General features: G+C 69.0%; 25 protein-coding genes and 1 tRNA gene. 14 read left to right on the top strand and 12 right to left on the bottom strand.

The window, feature by feature from the left end:
* The first annotated feature begins 1 nt into the window (after position 1).
* From OG947_RS18630 to OG947_RS18600, 7 genes are all read left to right on the top strand, one after another.
* Positions 2-949, top strand: coding sequence for a methionyl-tRNA formyltransferase (locus OG947_RS18630; RefSeq protein WP_056445750.1), 948 nt, complete (start codon positions 2-4; stop codon positions 947-949).
* A gap of 103 nt (positions 950-1,052) precedes the next feature.
* Positions 1,053-2,153: a GGDEF domain-containing protein gene (locus OG947_RS18625; RefSeq protein WP_222649313.1), complete on the top strand. Its 1,101-nt coding sequence runs from the start codon at positions 1,053-1,055 to the stop codon at positions 2,151-2,153.
* Positions 2,154-2,213: 60 nt separating this feature from the next.
* The gene (locus OG947_RS18620; RefSeq protein ID WP_328812603.1) at positions 2,214-3,248 is read left to right on the top strand and encodes an NAD-dependent epimerase/dehydratase family protein; all 1,035 of its coding nucleotides are present in this window, start codon (positions 2,214-2,216) and stop codon (positions 3,246-3,248) included.
* 45 nt (positions 3,249-3,293) lie between these two features.
* Positions 3,294-4,358 carry a YihY/virulence factor BrkB family protein gene (locus OG947_RS18615; protein WP_328812602.1) on the top strand — a complete coding sequence of 355 codons (1,065 nt, stop codon included), beginning with the start codon at positions 3,294-3,296 and terminating at the stop codon, positions 4,356-4,358.
* 51 nt (positions 4,359-4,409) lie between these two features.
* Positions 4,410-5,516, top strand: a complete 1,107-nt coding sequence (locus OG947_RS18610; RefSeq protein ID WP_328812601.1) for a GGDEF domain-containing protein — start codon at positions 4,410-4,412, stop codon at positions 5,514-5,516.
* 170 nt (positions 5,517-5,686) lie between these two features.
* Entirely contained in the window at positions 5,687-6,619 is a 933-nt protein-coding gene (locus OG947_RS18605) for an SDR family NAD(P)-dependent oxidoreductase (RefSeq protein WP_051613353.1), read from the top strand.
* Between the two features lie 4 nt (positions 6,620-6,623).
* Positions 6,624-7,184 carry a hypothetical protein gene (locus OG947_RS18600; protein ID WP_328812600.1) on the top strand — a complete coding sequence of 187 codons (561 nt, stop codon included), beginning with the start codon at positions 6,624-6,626 and terminating at the stop codon, positions 7,182-7,184.
* 107 nt (positions 7,185-7,291) lie between these two features.
* Here OG947_RS18600 and OG947_RS18595 read toward each other — a convergent pair whose 3' ends face one another.
* Positions 7,292-8,185 (bottom strand): siderophore-interacting protein, encoded by an 894-nt coding sequence (locus OG947_RS18595; protein ID WP_328812599.1) that lies wholly within the window; start codon positions 8,183-8,185, stop codon positions 7,292-7,294.
* Positions 8,186-8,352: 167 nt separating this feature from the next.
* Between OG947_RS18595 and OG947_RS18590 the strand changes: the two genes are divergently transcribed.
* Together OG947_RS18590 and OG947_RS18585 are read left to right on the top strand one after the other, a co-directional pair.
* Positions 8,353-8,425 (top strand) — tRNA-Asn (locus tag OG947_RS18590).
* A gap of 129 nt (positions 8,426-8,554) precedes the next feature.
* Positions 8,555-8,791 (top strand): hypothetical protein, encoded by a 237-nt coding sequence (locus OG947_RS18585; protein WP_027505741.1) that lies wholly within the window; start codon positions 8,555-8,557, stop codon positions 8,789-8,791.
* Here the strand turns inward: OG947_RS18585 and dnaG are convergent.
* Genes dnaG through OG947_RS18550 form a run of 7 tightly spaced genes read right to left on the bottom strand, consistent with a single transcriptional unit; the run spans position 8,788 to position 16,317 of the window.
* Positions 8,788-10,713, bottom strand: coding sequence for a DNA primase (gene dnaG, locus OG947_RS18580; RefSeq protein WP_056445766.1), 1,926 nt, complete (start codon positions 10,711-10,713; stop codon positions 8,788-8,790). The genes OG947_RS18585 and dnaG overlap by 4 nt on opposite strands.
* A 57-nt stretch (positions 10,714-10,770) precedes the next feature.
* A complete protein-coding gene (locus OG947_RS18575) occupies positions 10,771-12,042 on the bottom strand; it encodes a deoxyguanosinetriphosphate triphosphohydrolase (RefSeq protein WP_328812598.1) in 1,272 nt (423 codons plus the stop codon).
* A complete protein-coding gene (locus OG947_RS18570) occupies positions 12,039-12,728 on the bottom strand; it encodes a YdcF family protein (RefSeq protein ID WP_442973072.1) in 690 nt (229 codons plus the stop codon). Before OG947_RS18570 ends, OG947_RS18575 begins: the two co-directional genes overlap by 4 nt.
* Before the next feature lie 46 nt (positions 12,729-12,774).
* Entirely contained in the window at positions 12,775-13,383 is a 609-nt protein-coding gene (locus OG947_RS18565; RefSeq protein WP_027505737.1) for a response regulator transcription factor, read from the bottom strand.
* Positions 13,380-14,579 (bottom strand): sensor histidine kinase, encoded by a 1,200-nt coding sequence (locus tag OG947_RS18560; protein WP_328809572.1) that lies wholly within the window; start codon positions 14,577-14,579, stop codon positions 13,380-13,382. Before OG947_RS18560 ends, OG947_RS18565 begins: the two co-directional genes overlap by 4 nt.
* A gap of 35 nt (positions 14,580-14,614) precedes the next feature.
* Positions 14,615-15,406, bottom strand: coding sequence for an ABC transporter permease (locus tag OG947_RS18555; protein ID WP_328812597.1), 792 nt, complete (start codon positions 15,404-15,406; stop codon positions 14,615-14,617).
* Positions 15,403-16,317, bottom strand: coding sequence for an ABC transporter ATP-binding protein (locus tag OG947_RS18550; protein WP_328812596.1), 915 nt, complete (start codon positions 16,315-16,317; stop codon positions 15,403-15,405). The genes OG947_RS18555 and OG947_RS18550 overlap by 4 nt, the downstream gene beginning before the upstream one ends.
* A 127-nt stretch (positions 16,318-16,444) precedes the next feature.
* Here OG947_RS18550 and OG947_RS18545 point away from each other — a divergent pair, with 127 nt between their 5' ends.
* The 3 genes from OG947_RS18545 (at position 16,445) to OG947_RS18535 (ending at position 19,589) form a co-directional block, all read left to right on the top strand.
* Positions 16,445-18,466 (top strand): TPM domain-containing protein, encoded by a 2,022-nt coding sequence (locus OG947_RS18545; protein ID WP_328812595.1) that lies wholly within the window; start codon positions 16,445-16,447, stop codon positions 18,464-18,466.
* Positions 18,467-18,554: 88 nt separating this feature from the next.
* A complete protein-coding gene (locus OG947_RS18540; protein WP_328809571.1) occupies positions 18,555-19,088 on the top strand; it encodes a hypothetical protein in 534 nt (177 codons plus the stop codon).
* Positions 19,089-19,157: 69 nt separating this feature from the next.
* Positions 19,158-19,589, top strand: coding sequence for an SRPBCC family protein (locus OG947_RS18535; RefSeq protein WP_222647234.1), 432 nt, complete (start codon positions 19,158-19,160; stop codon positions 19,587-19,589).
* Positions 19,590-19,592: 3 nt separating this feature from the next.
* Here OG947_RS18535 and OG947_RS18530 read toward each other — a convergent pair whose 3' ends face one another.
* Positions 19,593-20,978 carry a glycine--tRNA ligase gene (locus tag OG947_RS18530; protein WP_027505730.1) on the bottom strand — a complete coding sequence of 462 codons (1,386 nt, stop codon included), beginning with the start codon at positions 20,976-20,978 and terminating at the stop codon, positions 19,593-19,595.
* Between the two features lie 202 nt (positions 20,979-21,180).
* On the opposite strand from OG947_RS18530, the gene OG947_RS18525 reads away from it, so the two are divergent.
* Entirely contained in the window at positions 21,181-21,528 is a 348-nt protein-coding gene (locus OG947_RS18525; protein ID WP_027505729.1) for an ArsR/SmtB family transcription factor, read from the top strand.
* Entirely contained in the window at positions 21,525-21,929 is a 405-nt protein-coding gene (locus OG947_RS18520) for a Fur family transcriptional regulator (RefSeq protein ID WP_027505728.1), read from the top strand. Before OG947_RS18525 ends, OG947_RS18520 begins: the two co-directional genes overlap by 4 nt.
* A 1-nt stretch (position 21,930) precedes the next feature.
* On the opposite strand, the gene OG947_RS18515 is transcribed toward OG947_RS18520, so the two are convergent.
* The 3 genes from OG947_RS18515 to recO are packed head-to-tail and all read right to left on the bottom strand — an operon-like array spanning position 21,931 to position 23,922.
* On the bottom strand, positions 21,931-22,335 hold the full coding sequence (locus tag OG947_RS18515; RefSeq protein WP_027505727.1) for a hypothetical protein: 405 nt from the start codon (positions 22,333-22,335) through the stop codon (positions 21,931-21,933).
* Positions 22,332-23,138: an isoprenyl transferase gene (locus tag OG947_RS18510; protein ID WP_027505726.1), complete on the bottom strand. Its 807-nt coding sequence runs from the start codon at positions 23,136-23,138 to the stop codon at positions 22,332-22,334. The genes OG947_RS18515 and OG947_RS18510 overlap by 4 nt, the downstream gene beginning before the upstream one ends.
* A complete protein-coding gene (recO, locus tag OG947_RS18505; RefSeq protein ID WP_027505725.1) occupies positions 23,089-23,922 on the bottom strand; it encodes a DNA repair protein RecO in 834 nt (277 codons plus the stop codon). The genes OG947_RS18510 and recO overlap by 50 nt, the downstream gene beginning before the upstream one ends.
* Positions 23,923-23,978 lie beyond the last annotated feature (56 nt).

The raw sequence follows: 23,978 nt of genomic DNA, 5'->3' as shown, positions 1-23,978 counted from the left end.
CATGCGAGTGGCGATGTTCGGCTATCAGACCTGGGGACACACGACGCTTCGGACGGTCATCGAGTCCGATCACGAGGTGGTCCTGGCCGTCACCCATCCTCCCAGTGAGCACTCGTACGAGTCGATCTGGTCGGATTCCGTGGAAGATCTGGCACGCGCCCACGACGTGCCGGTCCACCTCGCCCTCACTCCGGACGATGCGCTGCGCGTCGCGTTGGAGGAGGCGAAGCCGGACATCATCGTCGCGAACAACTGGCGCACCAAGCTGCCCCGGTCCATCTACGACATGCCGCCGCACGGCACCCTCAACCTGCACGACTCACTGCTGCCCCGGTTCACGGGTTTCTCCCCCGTGATCTGGTCGCTGATCAGCGGCGCGGCCGAGACCGGCCTGACCGCGCACCGTATGGACGACGAACTCGACACCGGCGACGTCGTCATCCAGCGGTCCGTTCCGATCGGCCCGCGCGACACCGCGACCCAGTTGGTGCAGGCGACCATCGACCTCATTCCCGAGGTACTGCTCGAGGCACTCGGCGCGATCGAGAGCGGCACCGCGGTGTGGACCCCGCAGGACCTCTCGCAGCGGACGTTCTTCCACAAGCGTGCGGACATCGACAGCCGTATCGACTGGACGTGGCCGGCCGAGGACATCGACCGTCTGGTCCGCGCTCAGTCCGATCCCTACCCCAACGCGTGGACCCATCACCGTGGCCGTCGGCTCCGTATCGTCGAAGCGCATGTGTCGCAGGGCATCTACGGCGGTACACCCGGTCGCGTCTTCATCCACGAGGGTGACGGCATGGCGATCGTCTCCGGCCCGAACGCCCACCTCGGCCGTAACCGAGCGCTCGTGATCGACGCGGTGCGCACCGAGGACGACGACCGCACGATCCCTGCTGCGGAGTACTTCCCCCGCGGCGGCGGGTACCTCACCGACGCTCCCTGACGTTCGGTTCCGGCAGGTCGGGCGAACGGGATCACGAACGGGTCGGGTCGAGTACATTTCACCTGGAAGCGGGTGACGGGGGCTGGTCACGAGGACGGTCTACATGGCGAGAATCACCGGTCCCGGTTCGTGGACGGACCGTGCGCAGCACTCACGGACGGTGTGGCGATCCACGGCACGCGCGGGTGATCCGGTGCGCTCCGACCTCGTCATCGTCGAAGGACTCGCCACCATCACGGCACTCTGCACGCTCCTGTTCGGCGCTGTCCTGGTCTGGATGACGACGGCCGACGACTACGCGTTCTCCTGGTGGTCGAAGACCTACACCTTCGGGGTCACGGTGACCGCCGCAATCACCTGGTGTGCGTTGCACACCCCGCGTGCCGCCATCTTCTACCGGCACACGGACGCGGTCACCCTGGTGGCCGCGATTCTCGTCGTCGGCAGTCCGGTCCTCGCCTATGCCAGCGCGGGGTCTGCTTACCCGGCCTTCGGACTCGTTCTGGCCATCGTGGCCTTCGCCGGAATACTCCAACGTCGCGCCCACATCGTCACGTTCACCACGCTGGCGGTGTGCGCGTGGACGGCGTTGGCGGTGGCTCACGGCACGGACGTGAGCGTACAGACCTTTGCGGTGTCGGTGCTGCGAACCGTTCTCGTCGTCGCGGTCATCCACTACTTCCGCATGAAGACCATCGACCTGCTGTGGGAGAAGTATCGGATGGTCGACGAGCAACGTGCCGCGGCCGACTCCCTGTCGCACGTCGACGATCTCACCGGCCTGGCGAACCGTCGCGGCCTCCAGCGACGTGCGGCGACCGAACTGGATCGGTGCCGACGAGAGTCTCGGCCCGTGAGCGTTCTCTACCTCGACGTGGACGGTCTCAAGGATGTCAACGACACCCTCGGGCACGATGCCGGAGATGCCGTACTGGTACGACTCGCCGAGATGCTGGGGACCGCGTTCCGCGGCAGTGACATCGTCGCCCGCGTCGGCGGTGACGAATTCGTCGTGGTTCTCCCCGACACGGACCGGACCGTGGCGCTGGATCTGGGCGCGTCCATCCGCGATCTCTCGATGACCACCGAGGTGTCCGTCAGTGTCGGACTGGCAGTGTGGAGTCCGGGACCACACGCGCCGGATCTCGACGACCTGACGAGGCGCGCCGACAACGCGATGTATCGGGTCAAGTCACGGCGCTGAACGGCGACGCGGGAGCCGGGGTACCCGTTTGGCTCCCCGACGCACGGGTATCGCCACGACATGCCGGAACAACGCAGTGGGCTCGTCGTGGCCGTGACCGGAGCGACGGGAAACCTCGGGACCTCGGTCGTCGACGCGCTGGTCGTCGACCCGGCGGTCTCCGCAGTCCGTGCGATCGCGCGGCGCTCGCCCGTGCCGACGAACGGTCGTCCGGCGTGGGCTCCCGCACGGACGACGTTCGTCGAGGCGGACATCGCACGGGACGACCTGGTTCCGCTGTTCGACGGAGTCGACGTCGTCGTACACCTGGCGTGGCAGTTCCAGCCGTCGCGCGATCCGGTGCAGACCTGGGACGTCAACGTCGTCGGCGCGATGCGGGTCTTCGACGCCGCGGCGGCGGCCGGAGTGAGCGCGTTGGTGCACGCGTCGTCGGTCGGTGCCTACTCCCCCGGATCGAAAGACGTTCGGGTGACCGAGGACTGGCCGACGCACGGCTGGCAGGGCGCGGCCTACACGCGCGAGAAGTCGTATCTCGAGCGTGTGCTCGACCGGGTGGAGACGCGGAATCCCGACCTCCGGGTCGTCCGGATGCGCCCGGCCTTCGTCTTCGAGGCGTCGGCGTCCACGGAGCAGCGTCGACTGTTCGGCGGACCCTTCGTCCCGGCCCGGCTGGTGCGACCCGCGTTCGTCCCGGTCTTCCCTGACATCGCGGATCTGGTGTTCCAGGGAGTGCACTCCCGTGATGTCGGACGAGCATTCGCCGCGGCGGCGGTGCGCGAGGTGTCGGGCGCGTTCAACCTCGCGGCGGACCCCGTCATCACCCCGGCCACCTTCGCGGAGATTCTCCACGCGCGGTTGATCCCTCTGCCCGCGTCCGCGGTGCGACTCGCCCTCGATGCTCTGTTCACCGCACGCCTCGTTCCCACCGACCCCGGCCTCTTCGACGCGGTGCTGCGGCTTCCCATCATGGACTCCGGTCGCGCCCGCGACCTGCTGGAGTGGGCGCCTCGACACACCGCGCAGGACGCTCTCGCCGAGTTCGTCCGCGGCGTGCACGAGGTGGACGACGCCCCGACCCCGCCGCTGTCCGCGTGACCCGGCGGCGGTTTGCGTCGGGTGAGTGCGGGTAGTCCGCAGTCCATGACCCGAGAGCAGACGACGGGTGACGACCCGGCCCACGCGGACCCGGACGATCCTCGGAAGCCCGATTCACCCACCGATCTCACCAAGCCGTCGTTCATGTACGTCCTGCGCAAGACCGCGCGCGAGTTCTCCAAGGACCAGTGCACCGATCTGGCCGCTGCTCTCACGTATTACGCAGTGCTGTCGCTGTTCCCGGCTCTTCTCGCCGTCGTGTCCCTTCTCGGCGTGTTCGGGCAGGGCGAGCGCACCGTCACCGCGGTGCTCGACATCGTGTCCGACCTGGGGCCCTCGTCCGCCGTCGACACACTGCGCGGACCGGTCGAGCAGCTCGTCCAGGCGCCCACCGCCGGACTCGCCCTGATCATCGGTCTGGCCGGCGCCCTCTGGTCGGCGTCCGGCTACGTGGGCGCGTTCGGCCGCGCCATGAATCGGATGTACGAGGTGGACGAGGGCCGACCGATCTGGAAGCTCCGCCCGGTCATGCTGGTCGTCACTCTGGTCGGCCTGATCTGCATCGCCGCAGCGGGACTCATGCTGGCCGTCAGCGGTCCCGTCGCCACGGCCGTGGGTGACGCGATCGGTGCCGGCGACACCGCACTGACGGTGTGGAACATCGCGCGGTGGCCCGTCGTCCTCGCGCTGATCGTCCTGGCCGTCGCGATCCTCTACTACGCCACACCCAACGTGCAGCAGCCGAAGTTCCGATGGATCAGCACAGGGGCCGGCATGGCCATCGTCGTGTGGATCCTCGCGTCCGTGCTCTTCGGTTTCTACGTCGCGAACTTCAGCAGCTACAACAAGACCTACGGCTCGTTGGCCGGCGTGATCATCTTCCTGCTGTGGCTCTGGATCACAAACCTCGCTCTGCTGTTCGGGGCGGAACTCGATTCCGAGCTGGAACGCGGCCGCCAACTCCAGGCCGGCATCGAGGCCGAGGACCATCTGCAGCTTCCACCGCGCGACACGCGCGTCTCGGAGAAGAACGAGGAGACCGATCGCGAACACGTCGAACGTGGTCGCGCCCTGCGCCTCTCCCACGGCGAGGACTCGTCCGCCCGGTAGCGTGGTGGTGACACGGGCCATGGGAGCCCGGAGCGAGGGCGGTCTGCGCGAGTGAGTGACACGGGGGCGGGCGCGCTGGTGGCGTCCGCACGCCGAGCGCGTCGGCAGTGGCGCGACAGCGCTCACGACGGCGATCCGGTGCGATCGGACGTGGTGGTCGTCCAGGGCCTCGCCGCGATCTGCGTGCTGAGCACCGTCCTGTACGGAGCGGTGTTCCTGTGGGTGGTGACGGACCCCGACTACGCGGTCCACTGGTGGGTTCAGTCCTACAACCTGCTGGTCGCCGCGCTCGCGGCCACGACGTTCTGGGCACTGCACACGCCGCGGGCCGTGTGGTTCTACCGTCACACGGACGTCGTGACGTTCGTCGCCGCAGCCCTGATCATCGCCAGTCCCGTTCTGGGCAACGCCGATGCGGACTCCGGTTTCCCCGCCTTCGGACTCGCGCTCTCCATCGTCGCCGCCGCCGCGCTGCTGCAACGACGATGGCACGTGGTCGTCGTCGTCACCGGGGGCGTACTGGCCTGGATCGCCCTTGCCTCGGTCAACGGGATCGGAAACGTCGGGGTGCGCACCTTCGCGGCCGCGATCGTGCGCACCGTTCTGGTGGCGGGGTTGATCCACTACGTGCGGATCCGCACCATCGGTCTGCTGTGGGAGCGCTACAGGTCGGTGGATCGAGCACGCGCTCGAGCCGATTCGCTGTCTCACCGAGACGACCTGACGGGGCTGCTGAACCGGCGCGGTCTCGCACGGGGCGCCTCGCCCGCGCTCGCCGACTGCGAACGTGATGCCGTGCCCGTCGGTGTCCTCTATCTCGATCTCGACGGTCTCAAGGAGATCAACGACCGAGCCGGCCACGACGCGGGCGACACGGCGCTGATACGACTGTCCGGCATTCTCCACAGAAGTTTTCGCTCCGACGATCTGATCGCCCGCGTCGGCGGCGACGAGTTCGTGGTCGTCCTCCCCGGGGCCGGCGAACAGGAGGTCCTCGACCTCGGGGCGACCGCCCTCGACGGGCTCGGCGCCGCGCAGCTCTCCGTCAGTGCGGGGGTCGCGGTGTGGAACCCCGCCCCCGGCGGTGTCGGCCCGGACCTCGACGAACTGATGAGGCGGGCGGACAACGCGATGTATCGCGAGAAATATCGGCGTTGATCGGTCTCGTCCTGCTCGTGACTCCGAATTCGGGGTACTGCTCTGGGACGCCGCCGGTCACATCCGCGGCGTCGACGGCGTCGAGAACTGGCGTCACCATCGACGGTCTCGGCCGTCGACTCTCCGGACGCGCGCCGACGTCGGCAGCGCGTCGATACTCGAGGTGATCCATGACTCAGTCCATCTCTCCCACCGATCGTCGCTCCGCCGGGACGATCCTGATCACCGGCGCGTCCAGCGGTATCGGCCGCGCCACCGCCCACCTCTACGCCGAGCGCGGCTGGTCCATCGTCGTGTGTGCCCGTGGCCGTGACGGTCTGGCCGCCGTGGCCGACGAATGCCTGCAACGCGGCGCCGCCGCGGTGGCCGTCAAGCCGGTCGACGTGGTGCGCGGCGACGACGTGACCAAGGTCGTCACCGAGGTCGTCGAGCAGTTCGGCCGCCTCGACGTCTGCGTGCACTCCGCCGCCGTGATGTCCTACGGGACGTTCCTCGACACCCCGGCAGAGGTGTTCGATCACGCCGTGTCGGTCGACCTGCTCGGGTCCGCGAACGTCGCACGGTCGACGCTGACGGTGTTCCGCGACCAGGAGCACGGCCACCTCGTGGTCATCGGCTCGTTGCTGGGCCGTATCGCGGTGCCGTGGATGGGCACCTACGTCACGTCCAAATGGGGGCTGCGCGGCCTCACCCGTGTTCTCCAGCAGGAGGTTCGGCAGTATCCCGGCGTGCACGTCAGCGCCGTCGCACCCGGTGCCGTGAACACGCCGATCTACGAGCAGGCCGCCACCGTCGTCGGGAGAGCAGGATCGCCGCCTCCCCCCGTCGCGGAGCCCGAGGTCATCGCCCGTGCCGTCGCGGCGGTCGTCCGGCGCCCACAGCGTGAGCGGGACGCCGATGCGGTGTTCGGCCTCGTCAACAAGTTCGCGTCGGCGGGCTACTCGCTGGTGCCGGCGGTCTTCGATCGACTCGTCGGGCCGTTGATGTGGCGTTTCGGCATCGCACGCGAGCCCAAAGACGATTCGGAGGGCAATGTATTCCACTCCAGGACCGCACCTCCCCCGCGTAAAGTGACCGCGCGGACCGGAGACCGTCCACACTGAGTCCATGACCACCCGACGCCGGTTGCCCCCACAGAAGCTCGGATCCCTCATCGGCGCCGTGTTCGGACTCGTGTTCGTGGTGGTCAACTCGGCGTCGTCGCCGACACTCCTGCGTCTCGCGTTCTGTGTGGCCGCTGCGGCGGCCGCGATCACCGTTCTCGTGGGAATCGCGCGCAATCCCGTGGCCACGGTGCCCGCGGGTGTCACACCGTTCGGACGCGGTTACGCCATGATCGTGCTCGCCGAGGTGGTGCTGCTCTTCGTCGGCATCCGCATCGTGGCGGGGCCTCTCGGACTGCCCGAGGCCGGGGTCGCCTGGGTGGCCGTCGTGGTCGGCGTGCACTTCGTCGTCCTGGCGCGCCTGTGGCACCTGCGACTGTTCGACGTCCTGGGCTCGGTGCTGACCGTTCTCGGGGTGCTCGGCTTCGTCCTGGCCGTCGCCGGGGCGGACCGGATGTGGATCGACATCGTGGCAGGAGTCGCTTCGGGTGCGGTGCTCCTGGAGTTTTCGCGCCGAGGAGTGCGCCGGGAGGGTGGGCGTCAGCGCCGCCGCACCAGTGCGTAGATCAGGCCCACCACCGCCAGCACGATCAGCAGGAGAACGATGACGTGGAACGGCTGCAGTGAGCTCATGGGGCATCCTTGCACGCCGGGGAGCGCGTGGACCGCGTTCTAGAGCCCCACCTTCTCCAGCGCTTCGTCGTAGATCAGAGCCGCCTCGGACTCCGAACGGCCCTCCTGCAGCGCGCCCACGTAGACGGCGGACACCTCCTTCTGCACCGCCGTGTACTTCGCTAGCCACTGCTCGGCTCGCACGCGCCAGTAGCCGATGATGTCGAAACGGTCGACGCCCATACCCTGCTCGCGTCGCACGTACTTGCGGACGGCACGCGAGTCCGCGGCCTCCCCCGCGAAGAAGACGTAACCCTCGCCCGGCGGGAACTCCCACGCCTGCACCGCGTCCGGCAGCACTCCGGGACCGTGCCCGTTACCGGACCCGACGCACCACTGCACTGTCACCTCGGCCGCCGACTCGAACGTCTGCACGTCGGCCTCGTCGAGAACCTCGACGATCGCATGGGCCCGAGTGTTCGCGGGCAACTCCTCGAGCACTCGGCCCAGCGCCGGAAGCCCGGCGAGATCCGCCGCGAGGAGGAACCACGCGGTGTCCGCCGGCGGCGCGAACCAGTGCCGCGGTGGAGTGACGACCACGACGTCGCCCGGTCGCGCCGACAGCGCCCAGGAGGCGGCCACCCCGCCGTCGTGGGCGACGAAGTCGATCACCAGCTCACCGGCGTCCGTCACCCGGCGCACCGTGTAGTTGCGGCCCTCGGGACGGGCGGCGTCGTCGTGGTACCACCACACCCCGTCGACGCACTGCATGGCCGGCGGCCGAGCGTCGCCGGGAGCCGGGAAGTAGAGCGCGACGCACTCGTCCGCCACACCGGCCGGGCGGTACCGGCGCAGGTCCTCCCCGCCGAAGGTGAGGCGAACGAGGTTGGGGCTCAGTGTCGTCCGGTCCACCACCTCGGCCCAGTAGAAGGTCGGCTCCGTGTCGTCGGTCATCGTCGGTGCTCCCGCAGTCGAGGTCGTCGTTCCGAGTTAGGTTACCCTGACAAGGCCGGGTGTGGTGGTGCCAGGACGAGGCGAATTGGTGGTCGACGGGTGCCATGGGTTAGAGTCTCTTCTCGGCGAGGATGCATCCGAGAGGGTGCTGTCGGAGCCACGAACATTCCCCCATAGCTCAATTGGCAGAGCATTCGACTGTTAATCGAAGGGTTTCTGGTTCAAGTCCAGATGGGGGAGCACGCAGAGCCCGTGACCGTCGTCGGTCACGGGCTCTTCTCGTTTCGCCGCACCCGCCCCGGGGAGTTCGCCGTGCCCGGTCACGTCGGGCAGGATGGACTCAGACGTCTCGAAAGGACTCACGCTCACATGATGGGAATGTTGGCCGGCATCGCTGCCGGATACGTGCTCGGCACCAAGGCGGGGCGTGCGCGCTACGAACAGATCAGCCGCGCGACGAAGGCGGTGGCGTCGAGCCCCGCGACGAAGAAGGTCGTGTCGGCCGGACGCCAGAAGTTGGCCGACACCCTCAGCACGCAGCCGAAGCTCGAGCCGATGAAGCAGGTCGACGACACTCAGCTCTACATCCCGCACGACAAGCTCTAGACGGCGGGGAACTCCGCGTCCGTGGTGCTGCCGACGGCCTGCTCCAACAGGCTGCGGCGGTACTGCTCGAGCGCGATGAGGTCGCCGAACAGCGCGTTGTAGTCGTCCGGCTTCTCGATGGGTGACATGCGCTGCAGCTTCGACTTCAGTTCCGCGACCTGCCGGCCGACCCACACCTCCTGCAGACGCGCGAGCACCCCCGAGATGTAGCGCGGGGTCGCCTCGTCGGAGATGGGCATGGCCTCGACGGCCAGTTCCGTGACCAGGGAGCGCAATCCCTTCGGCTCCGCCTTCTTGCCGACGGCGTCGAGCCACTCCCCGCCCCCGAGCCCCGCGGCCGTTCCACCGGCCTCGCGGACCGCCTCGGACACCGCGGCGTACGCCGGGTGCCCGAACGTCTCGGGGGGCAGCGAATCGAACACGGACCCGGCGATACCGGGGTGCTGCATGACTGCCTTGAGGGCTTCGCGCTGCGGCCACAGCGTGGGGTCGTTGCGCGCCGGATGGGCCGGTCCGACCGGCGCGGCCTTCTCGGTCTCGGTACTGCGCACCGGCCGCCGGAGCGGCGCCGGAGCGCCACCCTTCGCGATCTTGGCCGCTTCCTCGCGCACCCGATTGACCACCATGCGCTCGTCTATCCAGCCCACCCAGCCGCTGAGCCGAGCCGCGTAGTTGTCGCGGAGCGCACGGTCCTTCATCTGCGCGACCATCGGCACGGTGCGGCGCAGGGCTTCGACCTGCCCCTCGGCGGTGTCGAGATCGCACTCGGACAGAGCGCCGCGAATGGCGAACTCGAAGAGCGGGGTACGACGCGCGACGAGATCACGTACTGCCGCGTCCCCCTTCTCGAGGCGCAGGTCGCACGGATCCATCCCGTCCGGAGCCACCGCGATGAACGTCTGGCCGGCGAGCTTCTGGTCTCCCGAGAAGGCCTTCATCGCGGCGGCCTGACCGGCGGAGTCCCCGTCGAAGGTGTAGATGATCTCGCCGCGCCAGAACTTGTCGTCCATCAGCAGCCGACGCAGGAGCGCGAGGTGCTCGTCACCGAAAGCGGTACCGCACGAGGCGACCGCCGTCTTGACTCCCGCCAGGTGCATGGCCATGACGTCGGTGTAGCCCTCGACGACGACGGCCTGATGCCCCTTGGCGATGTCCTTCTTCGCCAGGTCGAGGCCGAACAGCACCTGAGACTTCTTGTACAGCAACGTCTCCGGGGTGTTGACATACTTTCCCGGCATCGTGTCGTCGTCGAAGATCTTGCGTGCGCCGAAGCCGATGACGTCACCGGACAGGTTGCGGATGGGCCACAGCAATCGACGGTGGAACCGGTCCATCGGACCCCGCTTGCCCTCGCGGGACAGCCCGGCCGCCTCGAGTTCCTTGAACTCGAAGCCCTTGTTCAGCAGATGCTTGGTGAGCGTGTCCCACCCACTCGGGGCGAACCCGCACCCGAACTCCTGTGCCGCGGCGGCATCGAAGTTGCGCTGCGTCAGGTAGTCCCGCGCCGCCTGCGCCTCGGGTGATCCGAGTTGCTCGGCGTAGAACTGCTGCGCTGCCGCATTGGCCGCGACGAGGCGGGACCGGGTCCCACGATCACGCTGGACCGAGGTGCCGCCACCCTCGTACGAGATGGAGTAGCTCAGCCGATCCGCGAGTTGCTCGACGCTCTCGACGAACGTGATGTGCTCGATCTTCTGCAGGAACGTGTACACGTCGCCGCCCTCACCACAGCCGAAGCAGTGGAAGGTGCCGTGATTCGGCCGGACGTGGAAAGACGGGTTCTTCTCGTCGTGGAACGGGCAGAGCCCGCTCATGGAGTCGCCTCGCGGAGCCTTCAGTGCGACGTACTCGCCGACGATGTCCTCGATGCGAGTGCGTTCGCGAATGGCGGCTACATCGCGTTCAGGTATCCGGCCGGCCACGAGCCCAGTCTAGTGCCGGGTCCGACACGGCTCCCCCGCCGTACCGACCCGGACCCGCTAACCCCAGGACGCCTGCGCTCCGAGGCTGCTCTTGTCCACCCGTTCGAGCCGCGACTCCGTGTAGGACGCGATCTGATCCACCACGACGCGGATGCGCTGGGAGTCGTCCGCGGCGGCGTTCCACACGGGAACCAACATCGGATCGAGCGAGGTCGGTGCCGAGTACAGCAGCCAGGCCGCGACGCGGTGGATGCGATCGCGCTGACGGTCCTGCCGGAGCCGGTGCCCGGCGTCGGACATCACGTAACGCAGCGCCATCGTCTTGAGCAACGCCACCTCCGCTCGGACCAGCGACGGGACGGAGAGATCGGCCTCGTAGCGCCGCACGGGCCTGCCGTCGGCCGCCTCCCGGGTGCTGGAGATGGCGGCGGTGGTGAATCGGCCCACCAGTTCGCTCGTCATCCGCTTGAGCGCCACCGAGCGGACGAGAGTGCCGTCGTAGCCTGACGCATCGGTGACCACCGGCATCTCCGACAACCGCTGAGCGGCCTCGCGCATGTGGTCACGGTCGAAGCCGCGGAACTCGCTCACCGACATCTCGGCGAGGGCCGACTGCTCGCTGGGGTCGGCCAGCGACCGGAGGTCGATGCGCCCGGCGATGATGCCGTCCTCCACGTCGTGCACCGAATACGCGACGTCGTCGGCCCAGTCCATCGCCTGCGCCTCCAGGCTCTGACGACCCTCGGGTGCGCCCTCGCGGATCCAGGTGAGGGTGTCGGCGTCGTCGTCGTAGGCGCCGAACTTCGCGCCCGGCCGCGGCCGCAGCCACGGGTACTTGATCGCGGCATCGAGCGAGGCACGAGTGAGGTTCAGCCCGGCGCTGGCGCCGTCCTCGGTGAGGACCTTCGGTTCCAGCACCGTGAGGATCCGAAGGTTCTGAGCGTTGCCCTCGAACCCGCCGCAGGACTCGGCCACCTCGTCGAGGGCCCGCTCGCCGTTGTGTCCGTAGGGCGGGTGGCCGATGTCGTGAGCCAGCCCGGCCAGTTCCACCAGATCGGGGTCGCACCCGATGCCGTCGGCGATGCTGCGCCCGATCTGGGCGACCTCCAGAGAGTGCGTCAATCGGGTGCGGGGCGTGTCGCCCTCACGGGGACCGGTGACCTGAGTCTTGTCGGCGAGGCGTCGCAACGCGGCCGAGTGCAGCACCCGGGCGCGATCACGGGCGAAGTGTCCTCGCGAATCGCCGGGTGTCTCGGTGATTACCAGCGCGGCCGTCTTCGGCCCCTCCGCCACCAGACGTTCGAGGTCCGCCGCGTCGTACTGCGTCACTGGCTGGCCGTGTACTGGAAGTCCGCGGAGTAGTGCGTCAGCTGGTACCACAGCAGAGCCGCTGTCTCCCTGGCGATCCCGTGGATCTGCGACTCGCGGGTGAACACGGCGGGGCCCTGGCGGGTGGGCGACGTCCACGCGTCCAGACCGGCGTCGCGCGCCATGGTGCGGGTGCGCAGCGAGTGCCACGGATCGCTCACCAGGGTGATGTCGGTCAGTCCTCGCGACTGCAAATCCGCCGCGACGGCCTCGATGCTGAGCAGGGTGTCCGACCCCTCCTCGACGGCGACGATGTCCTCGCCCGGAACACCCTGGTCCATCAGGTAGTTCCGACCCGACGCCGCCTCGGTGTAGTTGTCGCCCACCTGCTTGCCACCGACCGTCACGATCAGCGGAGCGACCCCGCTGGAGAACAGCGCCGACGCCTGTTCGAGTCGCGCCTCGAAGACCGACGAGGGGACGCCGTCGTACTGGGCCGCGCCGAGCACGACGATGGCGTCCGACGGCGTGTGATCGTCGATCCGAGCCACCTGCCACACCCGCACAGCGGTCCCACCGACGAGGAGCACTCCCACGAGGACCACGCCCGCCACGAGCCGACGGAGCCAGCGCGCGACGGTGCCGCCGAAGCCGAGACGATCGGGCTGCGGCACGTACGGGTCGTCGTAGCGGTAGTCGGTACTCACACGTCGATTCTGCCAGCCGCACCCGCGGAGATCGGTCCGGCGCGCCTCACAACCACCCGTTGTCCTCCGCGATGCGCACGGCCTCGGCGCGCGTGGTGGCACCGGTCTTCCCGATGGCGGCGGAGAGATGGTTCCGCACCGTGCCCTCGGAGAGGTGCAGCGCGGCGGCGATGGACCCGGCGGTGGTCCCGGAGCGCGCCGCGGACAGGACGTCCCGCTCCCGCGGTGTCAGGGGCGAGTTCCCGGCCGTCAGTGTCTCCGTCGCCAGTGCCGGGTCGATGACGCGCATCCCGGCGTGGACCCGCCGGACCGCCTCGGCGAGCTGGCGAGCGGGCGTGTCCTTGACCACGAATCCGCCGGCACCGGCGTCGATGGCCCGCCGCACGTACCCGGGCCGTCCGAAGGTGGTGACCACGAGCACGCGACACGTGGGGACTGCCGCCCTCAGCAGGGCGGTGGTGGCGATGCCGTCTCCCCCGGGCATCTCGACGTCGAGAAGCGCCACGTCGGGACGGTGCTCGAGCGCTGCGGGCACCACCTCGTCGCCGCGCCCCACCTCCGCGACGACGTCGAGATCGTGCTCGAGTCCCAACAGGGCGGCCAGAGCGCCGCGGACCAGGGCCTGGTCGTCGGCCAGCAGGAGTCGGATCGTCACGGCGCCGTCACCGTCACCGTGAACCCACCGTCTCCTCCGCGCGCGACCCGGACGACGGCGCCGAGGGCGTCCGCGCGGTCGGTGAGTCCCCGCAGGCCGGTGCCCGTGGACTCGCCCTGCGGCCCGATGCCGTTGTCCGCGACGGTGATCCGGCGGGCATCGAGTCGCACCCGGCACTCGGTTCCGCCGCTGTGACGCACCACGTTCGTCACCGCTTCCCGGAGCGCCCAGGCGAACAGCTCACGGAACTCCTCCGCCACGTCACGCACCGACCCCTCGATGTGCAGTGTCATCCCTGCCGCTTCGACGGCGCTGCGCACTCCGCGTATCTCGGTGTCGAGTCGCAGGTGTCGCAGCCCGCCCACCGTCGATCGCACGTCGGCGAGCGCTGCGCGCGAGAGGCTCTCGACGTCGGCGATCTCGACAGCGGCACGCGCCGGATCCACCTCGACGAGTCGCCCGGCCAGCTCGGCCTTCATGGTGATGACGGTCAGCGAGTGGCCGAGGATGTCGTGGACGTCGCGAGCGACTCTCTCGCGCTCCTCGACCACGGCAAGGTCGGACAGGCGGCGGCGCGCCTCGGTCAGCTGGATGTTGCGAGCGACGAGTTGGCTGATTCCCCAGGCGGCGAACGCGGCCACCGCCACGGTGAACCCGGCGGAATCGTCCGGGGTCCACTTCGGGACGACACGGGGAAGCACCTCGACCGCGGCGACATTCGCAGCGAGCACGAGGAGACCTGATCGGGGCGGGAGGGTCATGACGGCGAGAACCGCCACGAACACGCATCCCGTCAACACGGAGTCGCCGGCTGCGGGAGCGACCGGAACCAGCAGCAGCATCAGCGCCACCACCACAGCCCACTGTCGGGGTACTCGCACCTGCGCCTCGGCGTGCAGCCGACCACGGAAGTCGCGGAAACCACCCAGGAACACCGCGGCGAAGGCGAGCAGACACAGCGCTGCGGCCACCTGCCAGTGGACGGGCCCGTCGTAACTCCACACCGCCCGTACCGGATAGATCAGGTAGGCCAGCCACACCGCACTGAAGATCCAGCCTCGGCGCACGGCGGCGCGCAGTCGCGTCCCCTCGCTGTCGTCGACGTTCACCTCGCGCGGCTCGATGACGAAATGCGACCGAAGTGACTGCACGAGGCCCTGACGACGGCCGAGCGCGGCGGCGGTGGTCCTGCTCACCGCCGCCACGCTAGACCCCCTGGTGTCCGGACGTGTCATACGCGGGCGGTGTCCTTGCGGAACGTCGTCCTCGCGCCGATCACGAAGATCGTGGTCCACACCGCGACGTTGACGAGCGCCTCCACCAGCGACGTCCACGAGGTGTCCCCGAGCGGCGACCGCGCCAACGTGGCCACCCCGTAGGTGGGGACGAACTTCGCCACGGTCGCGAACCATCCACTCGCCGGGACGAAGAGACCACCGGCGAACGCGAGCACAGCGAGACCGGGTCCGAGAATCTGCATCACGTTCTCCGACGGCAGCAGGTACCCCATGAAGAGGCCGAACGCCGCGAACACGATCGAGGTGATCCAGGCGAGCACGAAGCACTCCACCCATGCCGCGGCGGGAAGAGTCGCGCCTGTCGCCTCACCGACGGCGAAGACGACGGCCACGGACACGAGCCCGAGCGCCATGGCGACGACGACCTTCACCGCGATGTACGCGGTGGGGGTCAGCGGGGTGAGCCGCAGCTGACGGCTCCATCCGAGTCCGCGTTCGATCGAGACCATGGCGCCGCCGCTCGTGGTGGCCAGCATCGCGCCGTAGAGCGCCATGCTCACCATGACGTAGCCGGTGACGTTCGCCGATCCTGCCGACTCGGTCTTCAGATCACCCTGCAGCCCGAAGATGAGGAAGAAGATCGGCGGCACGACGAGTGCGAAGACGACGGTGCGGCGGTTCCGCAACATCCGGCGCATCTCGAGTGCGAGGAAGCCGGCGTTGAATCCGCCCCGAGCCGGCAGCGTCCGGACAGTGGTGGTGGTGGTTGAATCGGTGGCGGTCATGCGAGGCTCCCGGTGGCGTCGGTGGTGAGGGTCAGGAACGCGTCCTCAAGAGTGTGGGGAACGATCTCCACCTCGCGAGCTGCGGTGTGTGCGAACAGGTATCGAGCGACCGCATCCGAGTCCGTCGCGTGGACGGTGAGCCGGTCACCGTGGATCTCGACGTCGTCGACGCCGGGAACGGCCAGCAGATCGGCTGCCCGCGCGCCCGGCAGGATCGCCGAGACCCGCCGGCCGGACGCCACGTTCTTGATCTCGGCCGCGGTGCCGTCCGCCACGATGCGCCCGTCGCGCAGCAGCACGATGCGGTCGGCGTAGGCGTCCGCCTCGTCGAGGTAGTGCGTGGCGAACAGGACCGTGCGTCCGTGCGAGGTGTCCTCGCGCATGGCGGCCCAGAACTCACGTCGGCCCTCCACGTCCATGCCCGTGGTCGGCTCGTCGAGCACGATGAGGTCGGGGTCCGGGAGCAGGGCGAGCGCGAACCGCAACCGCTGCTGCTGACCGCCGGAGCACTTCCCCACCATCCGGCCCCCGATGTCCGCGATGCCTGCGCGTGCCAGGACTTCCGAGACGGGCCGGGTGGACGAGTACAGGGTGCCGATGAGGCGAACGGTCTCCTCGACGGTGATGTCCTTGAGCAGTCCCCCGCTCTGCATCACCGCCGACACGCGGCCCGTCGCGACGGCGTCCTCGGGCGATCCGCCGAAGAGGGCGACGGAGCCCTCGTCGGGTCGACCGAGGCCCAGCATCATGTCGATCGTGGTGGTCTTGCCGGCGCCGTTGGGCCCGAGGAACGCGACGATCTCGCCCGGGTGGACGACGAGTGACAGGTCGTCGACGGCCTGGACACGGGTGTGGCCCGGCCCGGCGAACGACTTCCGCAGATGGTCGAGGTGAATCGCTGGTGTGGTCATGAGAAGGACACTGCTCCGATGCGAGGGACGAACCCTCGTTCGTGCGTCACGACCGCGGCATGACAGTTGTCACGGGTCTCTCGTCCTCGTTCGCACCGTTCGGCCACGCTCCCGGTAGGTTCCCACCATGACCCGGGTCCGAGTGCTCCTGCGTGCCGCCACCACCGCGATCCTGCTCGTCCTCGCCGTGGTCGGTGTGGGCGTGCCCGCCTCCGCCGAGGAACCGTTCCGAGTGCCCGAGCAGGTCACCGATCAGGCCGGCGCACTCGATGCCGGTGAGGTGTCCGAGGTGCAGTCCGCCGTCGACACCCTCTACGACGAGCAGGGCTTCCGGCTCTGGGTGGTCTTCGTCGACGACTTCTCGGGCCAGGCTGCCACCTCGTGGGGTGAGCGCACGGCGTCCACCAGCGACTTCGGGGACCGTGATGTGCTCATGGCGGTCGCGACGCAGGCCCGCTCGTACGTCCTGAACGTTCCCCAGGCACTGTCGAGCATCTCGGACTCGGAGATCTCCGAACTCGAGCAGGCCTCGATCGAACCGGCGCTGCGCGAGGAGAACTGGGCGGGCGCGGCGACGGCGGCAGCCACCGGCCTGGGCAAGGCGGCGTCGACCACCGGCTCGGGATCGGCAGGTCTCTGGGTCGCCGTCGGCGTGATCCTCGTCCTCGTACTGGGCGCCTTCGCCTTCACTCGGCTGCGCGCACGGCGGCGGCGAGCCGATGCACTGGAGGCCGCCGAGCAGTTGGACGGCAGTGACCCCGCGGCCTTCGCCGCTCTCCCGCTCGACGTCCTGGACGAGCGTTCCCGCGCTCTGCTGGTGGAGACCGACGAGGCGATCCGGGCCAGTGCCGACGAGTTGTCCACTGCCGTCGGCGAACTGGGACAGGCCGCGGCTCGCCCGTTCGTCGAGGCTCTCGACGGCGCCCGCCGCGCGCTCGCGGCCGCGTTCGAGACGAGGCAGCGTCTGGACGACGCGATCCCCGAGTCGCCCGACGAGCGCCGCCAGATGCTCTTGTCGATCATCACCTCGTGCAGTGACGCGGACCGGCACCTCGACGAGAAGGTCGCCGAGTTCGACGAGATCCGGAACCTGTTGATCGACGCGGACTCCCGTCTCGACGCGCTCACGCGCGGGCAGGTGGAGCAGACGGCGCGGCTGGACGCGGCGGCGGCGACCCTGACGAGCCTCGCGGGGCGGTACGACAGCTCCGTCCTCGCGCCGGTGGCGAACAACGTCGACCTGGCGAAGGAACAGCTCGAGCTCGCCGACGCGAGCATCGACGAGGGGCGTGATGCCGCCGCGCAACCGGTGGGTCACCAGGGACCGGTGGTGGCCGCGGTGCGCACCGCGGAGAGTGCGCTGTCGCGCGCCCGATCGCTGCTCGACGCCGTCGAGCACGCCGACGCCGACATCGAGGCCGCGCGCTCCGGGCTCGACGCGGCGATGGCCGACGCGGAAGCCGACATCGCATCGGCGGACCGCCTCGCCTCGCACGGCGGAGACCGACTCGCCGCGGCACGGGCCGCCGTCGCCGAGGCGTTGGGTCGGGCACGGACCCGCGGCACGCAGGATCCGCTGGGCAGTATGAACGCCCTCGTCGCGGCCGACGCGCAACTCGACTCCGCACTCGCCGTCGCCACCCAGAGCAAGGAACAGGACGACCATGCCCGCGCTCGACTGGACCGGGACCTCGCGTCGGCGCAGGCACAGGTGCGTGCCGCGAGCGAGTACATCGGCGCCCGCAGCGGCGCGGTGAAGGTCCAGGCACGCACGCGGCTCGCCGAGGCCGAACGGCACGTCCAAGCCGCCCAGCAGCTGGGTGCCACGGACGCGCCACGCGCTCTGCAGCACGCCGCGGCCGCCCTGTCCCTCGCCGCGCAGGCGTCGCACCTCGCTCAGGCGGACGTCGCCGACTGGGAGGCGACACAGCGTCCTCGGCACAGCGGTGGGTACGGCGGCTCGTCCTCGGCGGGCGGCATCCTCACCGGCGTGCTCATCGACAGCGTGCTGCGCGGCGGCTTCTCCGGGGGCCGCTCGTACGGGAACCGTCGCGGCGGTGGCTACGGCGGATTCGGCGGCGGCCCGCGCTCGTTCGGTGGCTCCGGCAGCTCGGGACGCATCGGACGCTCGTCCGGCGGACGTTTCTGAGCCGGTGACCGCCCGGGTCGCGGCGAGCGCCCTTGCCCTGACTCTCCTCGTCGGCTGCGCACCGCCGCCGCCGGAGGTCCGTGCCCCCGTGAGCGCATCCGCCTACCGGAGCCGCGACGACGACGCGGTGGGCGGACAGCTTCAGGTGACGCTCACCGGCGCGTCGGAGCAGCCGGTCACCGTCCGGTCGGTCGCACTGCGTTCTCCCGGCTTCGAGACGGTCGACGCGACACCTCGCGAGATCACGCTCGACCGCGGCTCCCGCATCGACGTCACCGTGCCGTACGGAACAGCGCTGTGCGATGTCGGAGCGGAACCGGCGACAGCGGTCGTCGAGACGAGTGACGACATCGCGGTCGAGGTGCCGCTCGCGTCGCAGAACGACACCCTGAACCGAATCCACGCCGAAGAATGTGCCGCCGCCGAACTCGCCGACATCGTCGCGGTCACGCTGTCGACTGCGTCCTGCGAACCGCATGTCATCGCGGACGCCAGGAAGCCCTTCGTGTTCCCCGCGTGGATCGCAGTGGGTGACGGTGTGCCGGTCTACACCCGCATCCCGGTACCCGTGTCGGTGCAGCGCCAGTTGGTGGAGTACCAGCAGCACTCCTGTGTCCGCTGACGCGGTGTTTCAGTACTGCGCGCGAACGGGCACTCTGGAGTCACCCACCTAGCATCAGGAGCCCCACCCATGGTCGATGTCACCCGCACGTTCACCGTTTCCCGCGCCCGAGCGGACGTGGCCGCGTACCTGCGCGACTTCGCGAACGCCACCGAATGGGATCCGGGCACCGTGGAGTGCACGCAGTCCACGCCCGGACCGGTCGCCGTCGGCACGGAATGGAACAACACGTCGAAGCTGTACGGCATCTCGACCGAGCTGACCTACCGTCTCGAGGTCGACGAGCCCGGCCACATCGTCCTGAAGGGCACGAACAAGACGGCTACGAGCACCGACGACATCACGCTGAACGAGGCCGGCCCGACCTCCACCGAGATCACCTATCACGCGAACATCGAGTTCAACGGCCTCGCGAAACTGGCCGACCCGCTCGCCGGCATCGCCTTCGAGCGGGTCGGGAAAGAGACCGAGGAGCAGATGACCGCTGCTCTGCAGAAGTAGCGGTCAGCAGCCCAGCAGGCGGGTGGCGAGGTAGCCCTCGACCTGATCGAGGGCGATCCGTTCCTGTGCCATGCTGTCGCGCTCGCGGATGGTGACCGCATGGTCGTCCAGCGTGTCGAAGTCGACCGTGATGCAGAACGGGGTGCCGATCTCGTCCTGGCGACGGTAGCGGCGACCGATGGCGCCGGCGTCGTCGAACTCGACGTTCCAGTTCTGTCGCAGAGTCGCCGCGAGGTCCTTGGCCTTGGGCGTCAGGTCGGCGTTGCGGCTCAGCGGGAGCACGGCGGCCTTGACCGGCGCCAGACGACGATCGAGTCGCAGCACCGTCCGCTTGTCCACGCCGCCCTTCGCATTGGGCGCCTCGTCCTCGTGGTACGCGTCGACGAGGAACGCCATGAGCGAACGCGTCAGTCCCGCAGCAGGTTCGATGACGTACGGGGTGTAGCGCTCGTCGTTGGCCTGGTCGTAGAAGCTCAGGTCGGTGCCGGAGTGCTTCGAGTGCGTCGACAGATCGAAGTCGGTGCGGTTGGCGACGCCCTCGAGCTCGCCCCACGCGCTGCCCTGGAACTCGAAGCGGTACTCGATGTCCACGGTGCGCTTGGAGTAGTGCGACAGCTTCTCCTGCGCGTGCTCGTACAGGCGCAGGTTCTCCGGGTCGATGCCCAGATCGGTGTACCACTTCATGCGGTAGTCGATCCAGTACTGGTGCCACTGCTCGTCCTCGCCGGGCTTGACGAAGAACTCCATCTCCATCTGCTCGAACTCGCGGGTGCGGAAGATGAAGTTGCCGGGCGTGATCTCGTTGCGGAAGCTCTTGCCGATCTGGCCGATGCCGAACGGCGGCTTCTTGCGCGACGTGGTGAGCACGTTGGCGAAGTTGACGAAGATGCCCTGCGCCGTCTCGGGGCGGAGGTAGTGCAGGCCTGCCTCGTCGTCGACAGGTCCGAGGAACGTCTTGAGCAGTCCGGAGAACGCGCGCGGCTCCGTCCAGGAACCGGGCTCGCCGGTCTCGGGATCGCGGATGTCGGCGAGTCCGTTCTCCGGCGGGTGGCCGTGCTTCTCTTCGTACGCCTCGAGAAGGTGATCGGCGCGGTAGCGCTTGTGGGTGTGGAGCGACTCGACCAGCGGATCGGAGAACGTCTCGACGTGGCCGGACGCTTCCCACACCTCGCGCGGCAGGATCACGGACGAGTCGAGACCCACCGTGTCCTCGCGGCTGGTGATCATGTTGCGCCACCACTGCTTCTTGATGTTGTCCTTCAGCTCCACGCCGAGGGGGCCGTAATCCCAGGCCGACTTGGTTCCGCCGTAGATCTCGCCACACTGATAGACGAGTCCCCGGCGTTTGGCCAGGTTGGCGACGGTATCGATCTTGGACTTCGGTGCCACGGGGCCAGCTCTCCATCTCGGGTGGTCGGTAGTACTGCCGAGCGAGGGGGTGTCCCTCTGCTCGCGACACATCAGACTATCCGGCGACGTCCCGGTCTTCGAGCACCGGTGAGTTGACATGCACGTCCGCGCATATCAGAGTAGATGTCGAAAGTGGTTACTGTTTCCATTAAGCGCCACCCGACAGCGCAGGAGGACCTTCATGAGCATCGACGACACGGTGGTCCCTCCCGCGGCTCCGAGCCCCGTTCCGCTGCCGTCCAAGGACGTGCTGGGCGGCGCAGGCGACCTGCTGCGTGCACTCGCTGCTCCGGTGCGCATCGCGATCGTGCTGCAACTGCGCGAGTCGGAACGGTGCGTGCACGAGCTGGTCGGTGCGCTGGGCGTCACGCAGCCCCTCATCAGCCAGCACCTGCGTGTCCTCAAGGCCGCGGGCGTCGTCCGCGGTGAGCGTGCCGGACGCGAGGTCCTGTACCGCCTGGTGGACGACCACCTCGCCCACATCGTCGTCGACGCCGTCGCCCACGCTCAGGAGGAGAACCACTCGTGACCGCTCCCCGCACCATCGGTGTGCGCTCGACCAAGCAGCGCAGCGCCATCTCCGAACTGCTGGAGACCGTCGACGAGTTCCGGTCGGCGCAGGAGCTGCACGACGAATTGCGCAAGCGTGGCGACGGTATCGGCCTCACCACCGTCTACCGCACCCTGCAGGCCCTCGCGGACGCCGGCACCATCGACGTCCTGCGGACCGATTCCGGTGAGTCCGTCTACCGCCGGTGCTCCGACGGTCACCACCACCATCTGGTGTGCCGCGACTGCGGCTTCACCGTCGAGGTGGAAGGTGCCGCCGTGGAGCGCTGGACCAAGTCGGTGGCCTCGAAGCACGGGTTCAGCGACGTCAGCCACACCGCCGAGATCTTCGGCACCTGCAGCGAATGCGCCGCGCGATGAGTCACGGCACCAGGCCGACGCGCGCCTTCTCCACACCCGAGAGCACCAGGACGAGCATCGTCATGAGTGGTTCGTCGTCGAGACCCGACGCCGGGAACGTGTAGCGCATCACGACGTCGGCCTGCGACCCGTGCGTCGTGAGCGAGATCGAGCCGAACTGGGACTCGCTGTTGCGCACCGCCACTCGCGCCCGCAGCGTTCCCGACGACGGACGGTCCCAGGCCAGCACGGCCGTCAGAGCTAGCACCTCGAGTCCCGGACTCAGAGCGACCGCACGCAGCGAGCAGAGTGCGCCCGCGTAGCTGAACCCGAGCGATCCGTCGTCGCCCACGGACACGTCCGCGAACTGTCCGAGTGCCAGCCGGGCCCGGTCCTGCAGGGCCGCCACGATGTCCTGCTCCGTCATTTCACACCACCGAATCTGCGGTCACGCGAGGCGTACTCGACGCACGCGGCCCACAGGTCGCGGCGATCGAAATCGGGAAAGAGCTTCTCCTGGAACACCATCTCCGCGTAAGCGGACTGCCAGATCAGGAAATTGGACGTGCGCTGCTCGCCGGACGGCCGAAGGAAGAGATCGACGTCGGGCATGTCCGGTTCGTCGAGGTACTTCGCGAAGGACGCCTCGGAGATCTTGTCGGGATCGAGCTGTCCGGCTGCTGCGCGACGGGCGATCTCGCGGGCTGCGTCCACGATCTCGGCGCGGCCGCCGTAGTTGACGCACATCGTCAGCGTCATGACGGTGTTGTCCTTCGTGAGCTCCTCGGCCGTCTCGAGTTCGTTGATGACGCTGCGCCACAGACGAGGTCGGCGCCCCGCCCAGCGGACGCGCACCCCCATCTCGTGCATCTCGTCGCGGCGGCGGCGGATGACGTCGCGGTTGAAGCCCATGAGGAACTTCACCTCGTCCGGGCTGCGGCGCCAGTTCTCCGTCGAGAACGCGTAGGCGGACAGCCACCGCACACCGATGTCGATGCATCCGCAGACCGTGTCCATGAGGACGGCCTCGCCGCGCTCGTGACCGGCGGTGCGGGGCAGTCCGCGATCCTGCGCCCAGCGTCCGTTGCCGTCCATGACGAGCGCCACGTGGCGGGGAATCAGCTCGGGCTGCAGGATCGGCGCGCGGGCACCGGACGGGTGCGGATCGGGCGCGCGGACCTCACGCCGGGTGGGCTGCTCGCGTGGACTTCGACGGATCACGGGTCTCATCCTGCCCGACCGGAGTTTCTCCGGCAGGTGCGGACCCGGCGGTCCCGGACCCGCCACTGCGTTCGACGAACGGGAGCGTCCGCAGTTGCCGTTCGAGATGCCACTGCAGGTGCGCGGCCACCAGACCGCTCGCTTGCACGCGCATCGAGTCGGTCGACGCCTCGGTACCCGCCCAGTCGCCGCTCTGCAGGGCCGACATCAGGTCGAGCACACCCACCGAGGGTGTGCTGGACCCGGCGGGGCGACAGTGGGTGCACACCGCTCCCCCGGCGGAGACGTGGAACGCGCGATGCGGACCGGGCGCAGCGCACGTCGCGCACTCGTCCAGCGACGGAGCCCACCCGGCGAAGTTCATCGCCCGCAGCAGGAACGCGTCCAGCACCAGTTCCGAGTCGCGAGCCCCGGAGGCCAGGGTGCGCAGCGCGCCGACGGTCAGGTGATGCAGACGAGGCGCCGGAGCATGCTCCTCACCCGCCAGTCGCTCGGAGGTCTCGAGGACGGCGCACCCGGTGGTGTAGCGGCCGTAGTCGGCGACGATGTCGGACGCGAACGACTCGACGGTCTGTACCTGGGTCACGATGTCGAGGTTGCGACCGGGATACAGCTGCACGTCGATGTAGGCGAACGGCTCGAGCCGGGCGCCGAACTTCGACGTCGTGCGGCGCACGCCCTTCGCCACTGCGCGTACCAGTCCGTGGCGGCGCGTGAGGAGCGTGACGATGCGGTCGGCCTCACCGAGCTTGTGCTGGCGCAGGACGACGGCATGATCGCGATACGACCTCACACCCCACCTCTCCTCGCCGGCACCATGTCATTGTCCCACGCAGGACGACCGGGCGA

Source organism: Rhodococcus sp. NBC_00297, assembly GCF_036173065.1.
Taxonomy (GTDB): domain Bacteria; phylum Actinomycetota; class Actinomycetes; order Mycobacteriales; family Mycobacteriaceae; genus Rhodococcoides.
The sequence above is the reverse complement of the archived record's forward strand: the minus strand, read 5'-3'. Positions and strand labels throughout refer to the sequence as shown.

Coding starts and splice junctions, on each gene's coding strand:
- OG947_RS18630 (WP_056445750.1), top strand. CDS start 2: ATGCGAGTGGCGATGTTCGGCTATCAGACCTGGGGACACACGACGCTT.
- OG947_RS18625 (WP_222649313.1), top strand. CDS start 1,053: ATGGCGAGAATCACCGGTCCCGGTTCGTGGACGGACCGTGCGCAGCAC.
- OG947_RS18620 (WP_328812603.1), top strand. CDS start 2,214: ATGCCGGAACAACGCAGTGGGCTCGTCGTGGCCGTGACCGGAGCGACG.
- OG947_RS18615 (WP_328812602.1), top strand. CDS start 3,294: ATGACCCGAGAGCAGACGACGGGTGACGACCCGGCCCACGCGGACCCG.
- OG947_RS18605 (WP_051613353.1), top strand. CDS start 5,687: ATGACTCAGTCCATCTCTCCCACCGATCGTCGCTCCGCCGGGACGATC.
- OG947_RS18600 (WP_328812600.1), top strand. CDS start 6,624: ATGACCACCCGACGCCGGTTGCCCCCACAGAAGCTCGGATCCCTCATC.
- OG947_RS18595 (WP_328812599.1), bottom strand. CDS start 8,185: ATGACCGACGACACGGAGCCGACCTTCTACTGGGCCGAGGTGGTGGAC.
- OG947_RS18585 (WP_027505741.1), top strand. CDS start 8,555: ATGATGGGAATGTTGGCCGGCATCGCTGCCGGATACGTGCTCGGCACC.
- OG947_RS18555 (WP_328812597.1), bottom strand. CDS start 15,406: ATGACCGCCACCGATTCAACCACCACCACCACTGTCCGGACGCTGCCG.
- OG947_RS18550 (WP_328812596.1), bottom strand. CDS start 16,317: ATGACCACACCAGCGATTCACCTCGACCATCTGCGGAAGTCGTTCGCC.
- OG947_RS18545 (WP_328812595.1), top strand. CDS start 16,445: ATGACCCGGGTCCGAGTGCTCCTGCGTGCCGCCACCACCGCGATCCTG.
- OG947_RS18535 (WP_222647234.1), top strand. CDS start 19,158: ATGGTCGATGTCACCCGCACGTTCACCGTTTCCCGCGCCCGAGCGGAC.
- OG947_RS18525 (WP_027505729.1), top strand. CDS start 21,181: ATGAGCATCGACGACACGGTGGTCCCTCCCGCGGCTCCGAGCCCCGTT.
- OG947_RS18515 (WP_027505727.1), bottom strand. CDS start 22,335: ATGACGGAGCAGGACATCGTGGCGGCCCTGCAGGACCGGGCCCGGCTG.
- OG947_RS18510 (WP_027505726.1), bottom strand. CDS start 23,138: ATGAGACCCGTGATCCGTCGAAGTCCACGCGAGCAGCCCACCCGGCGT.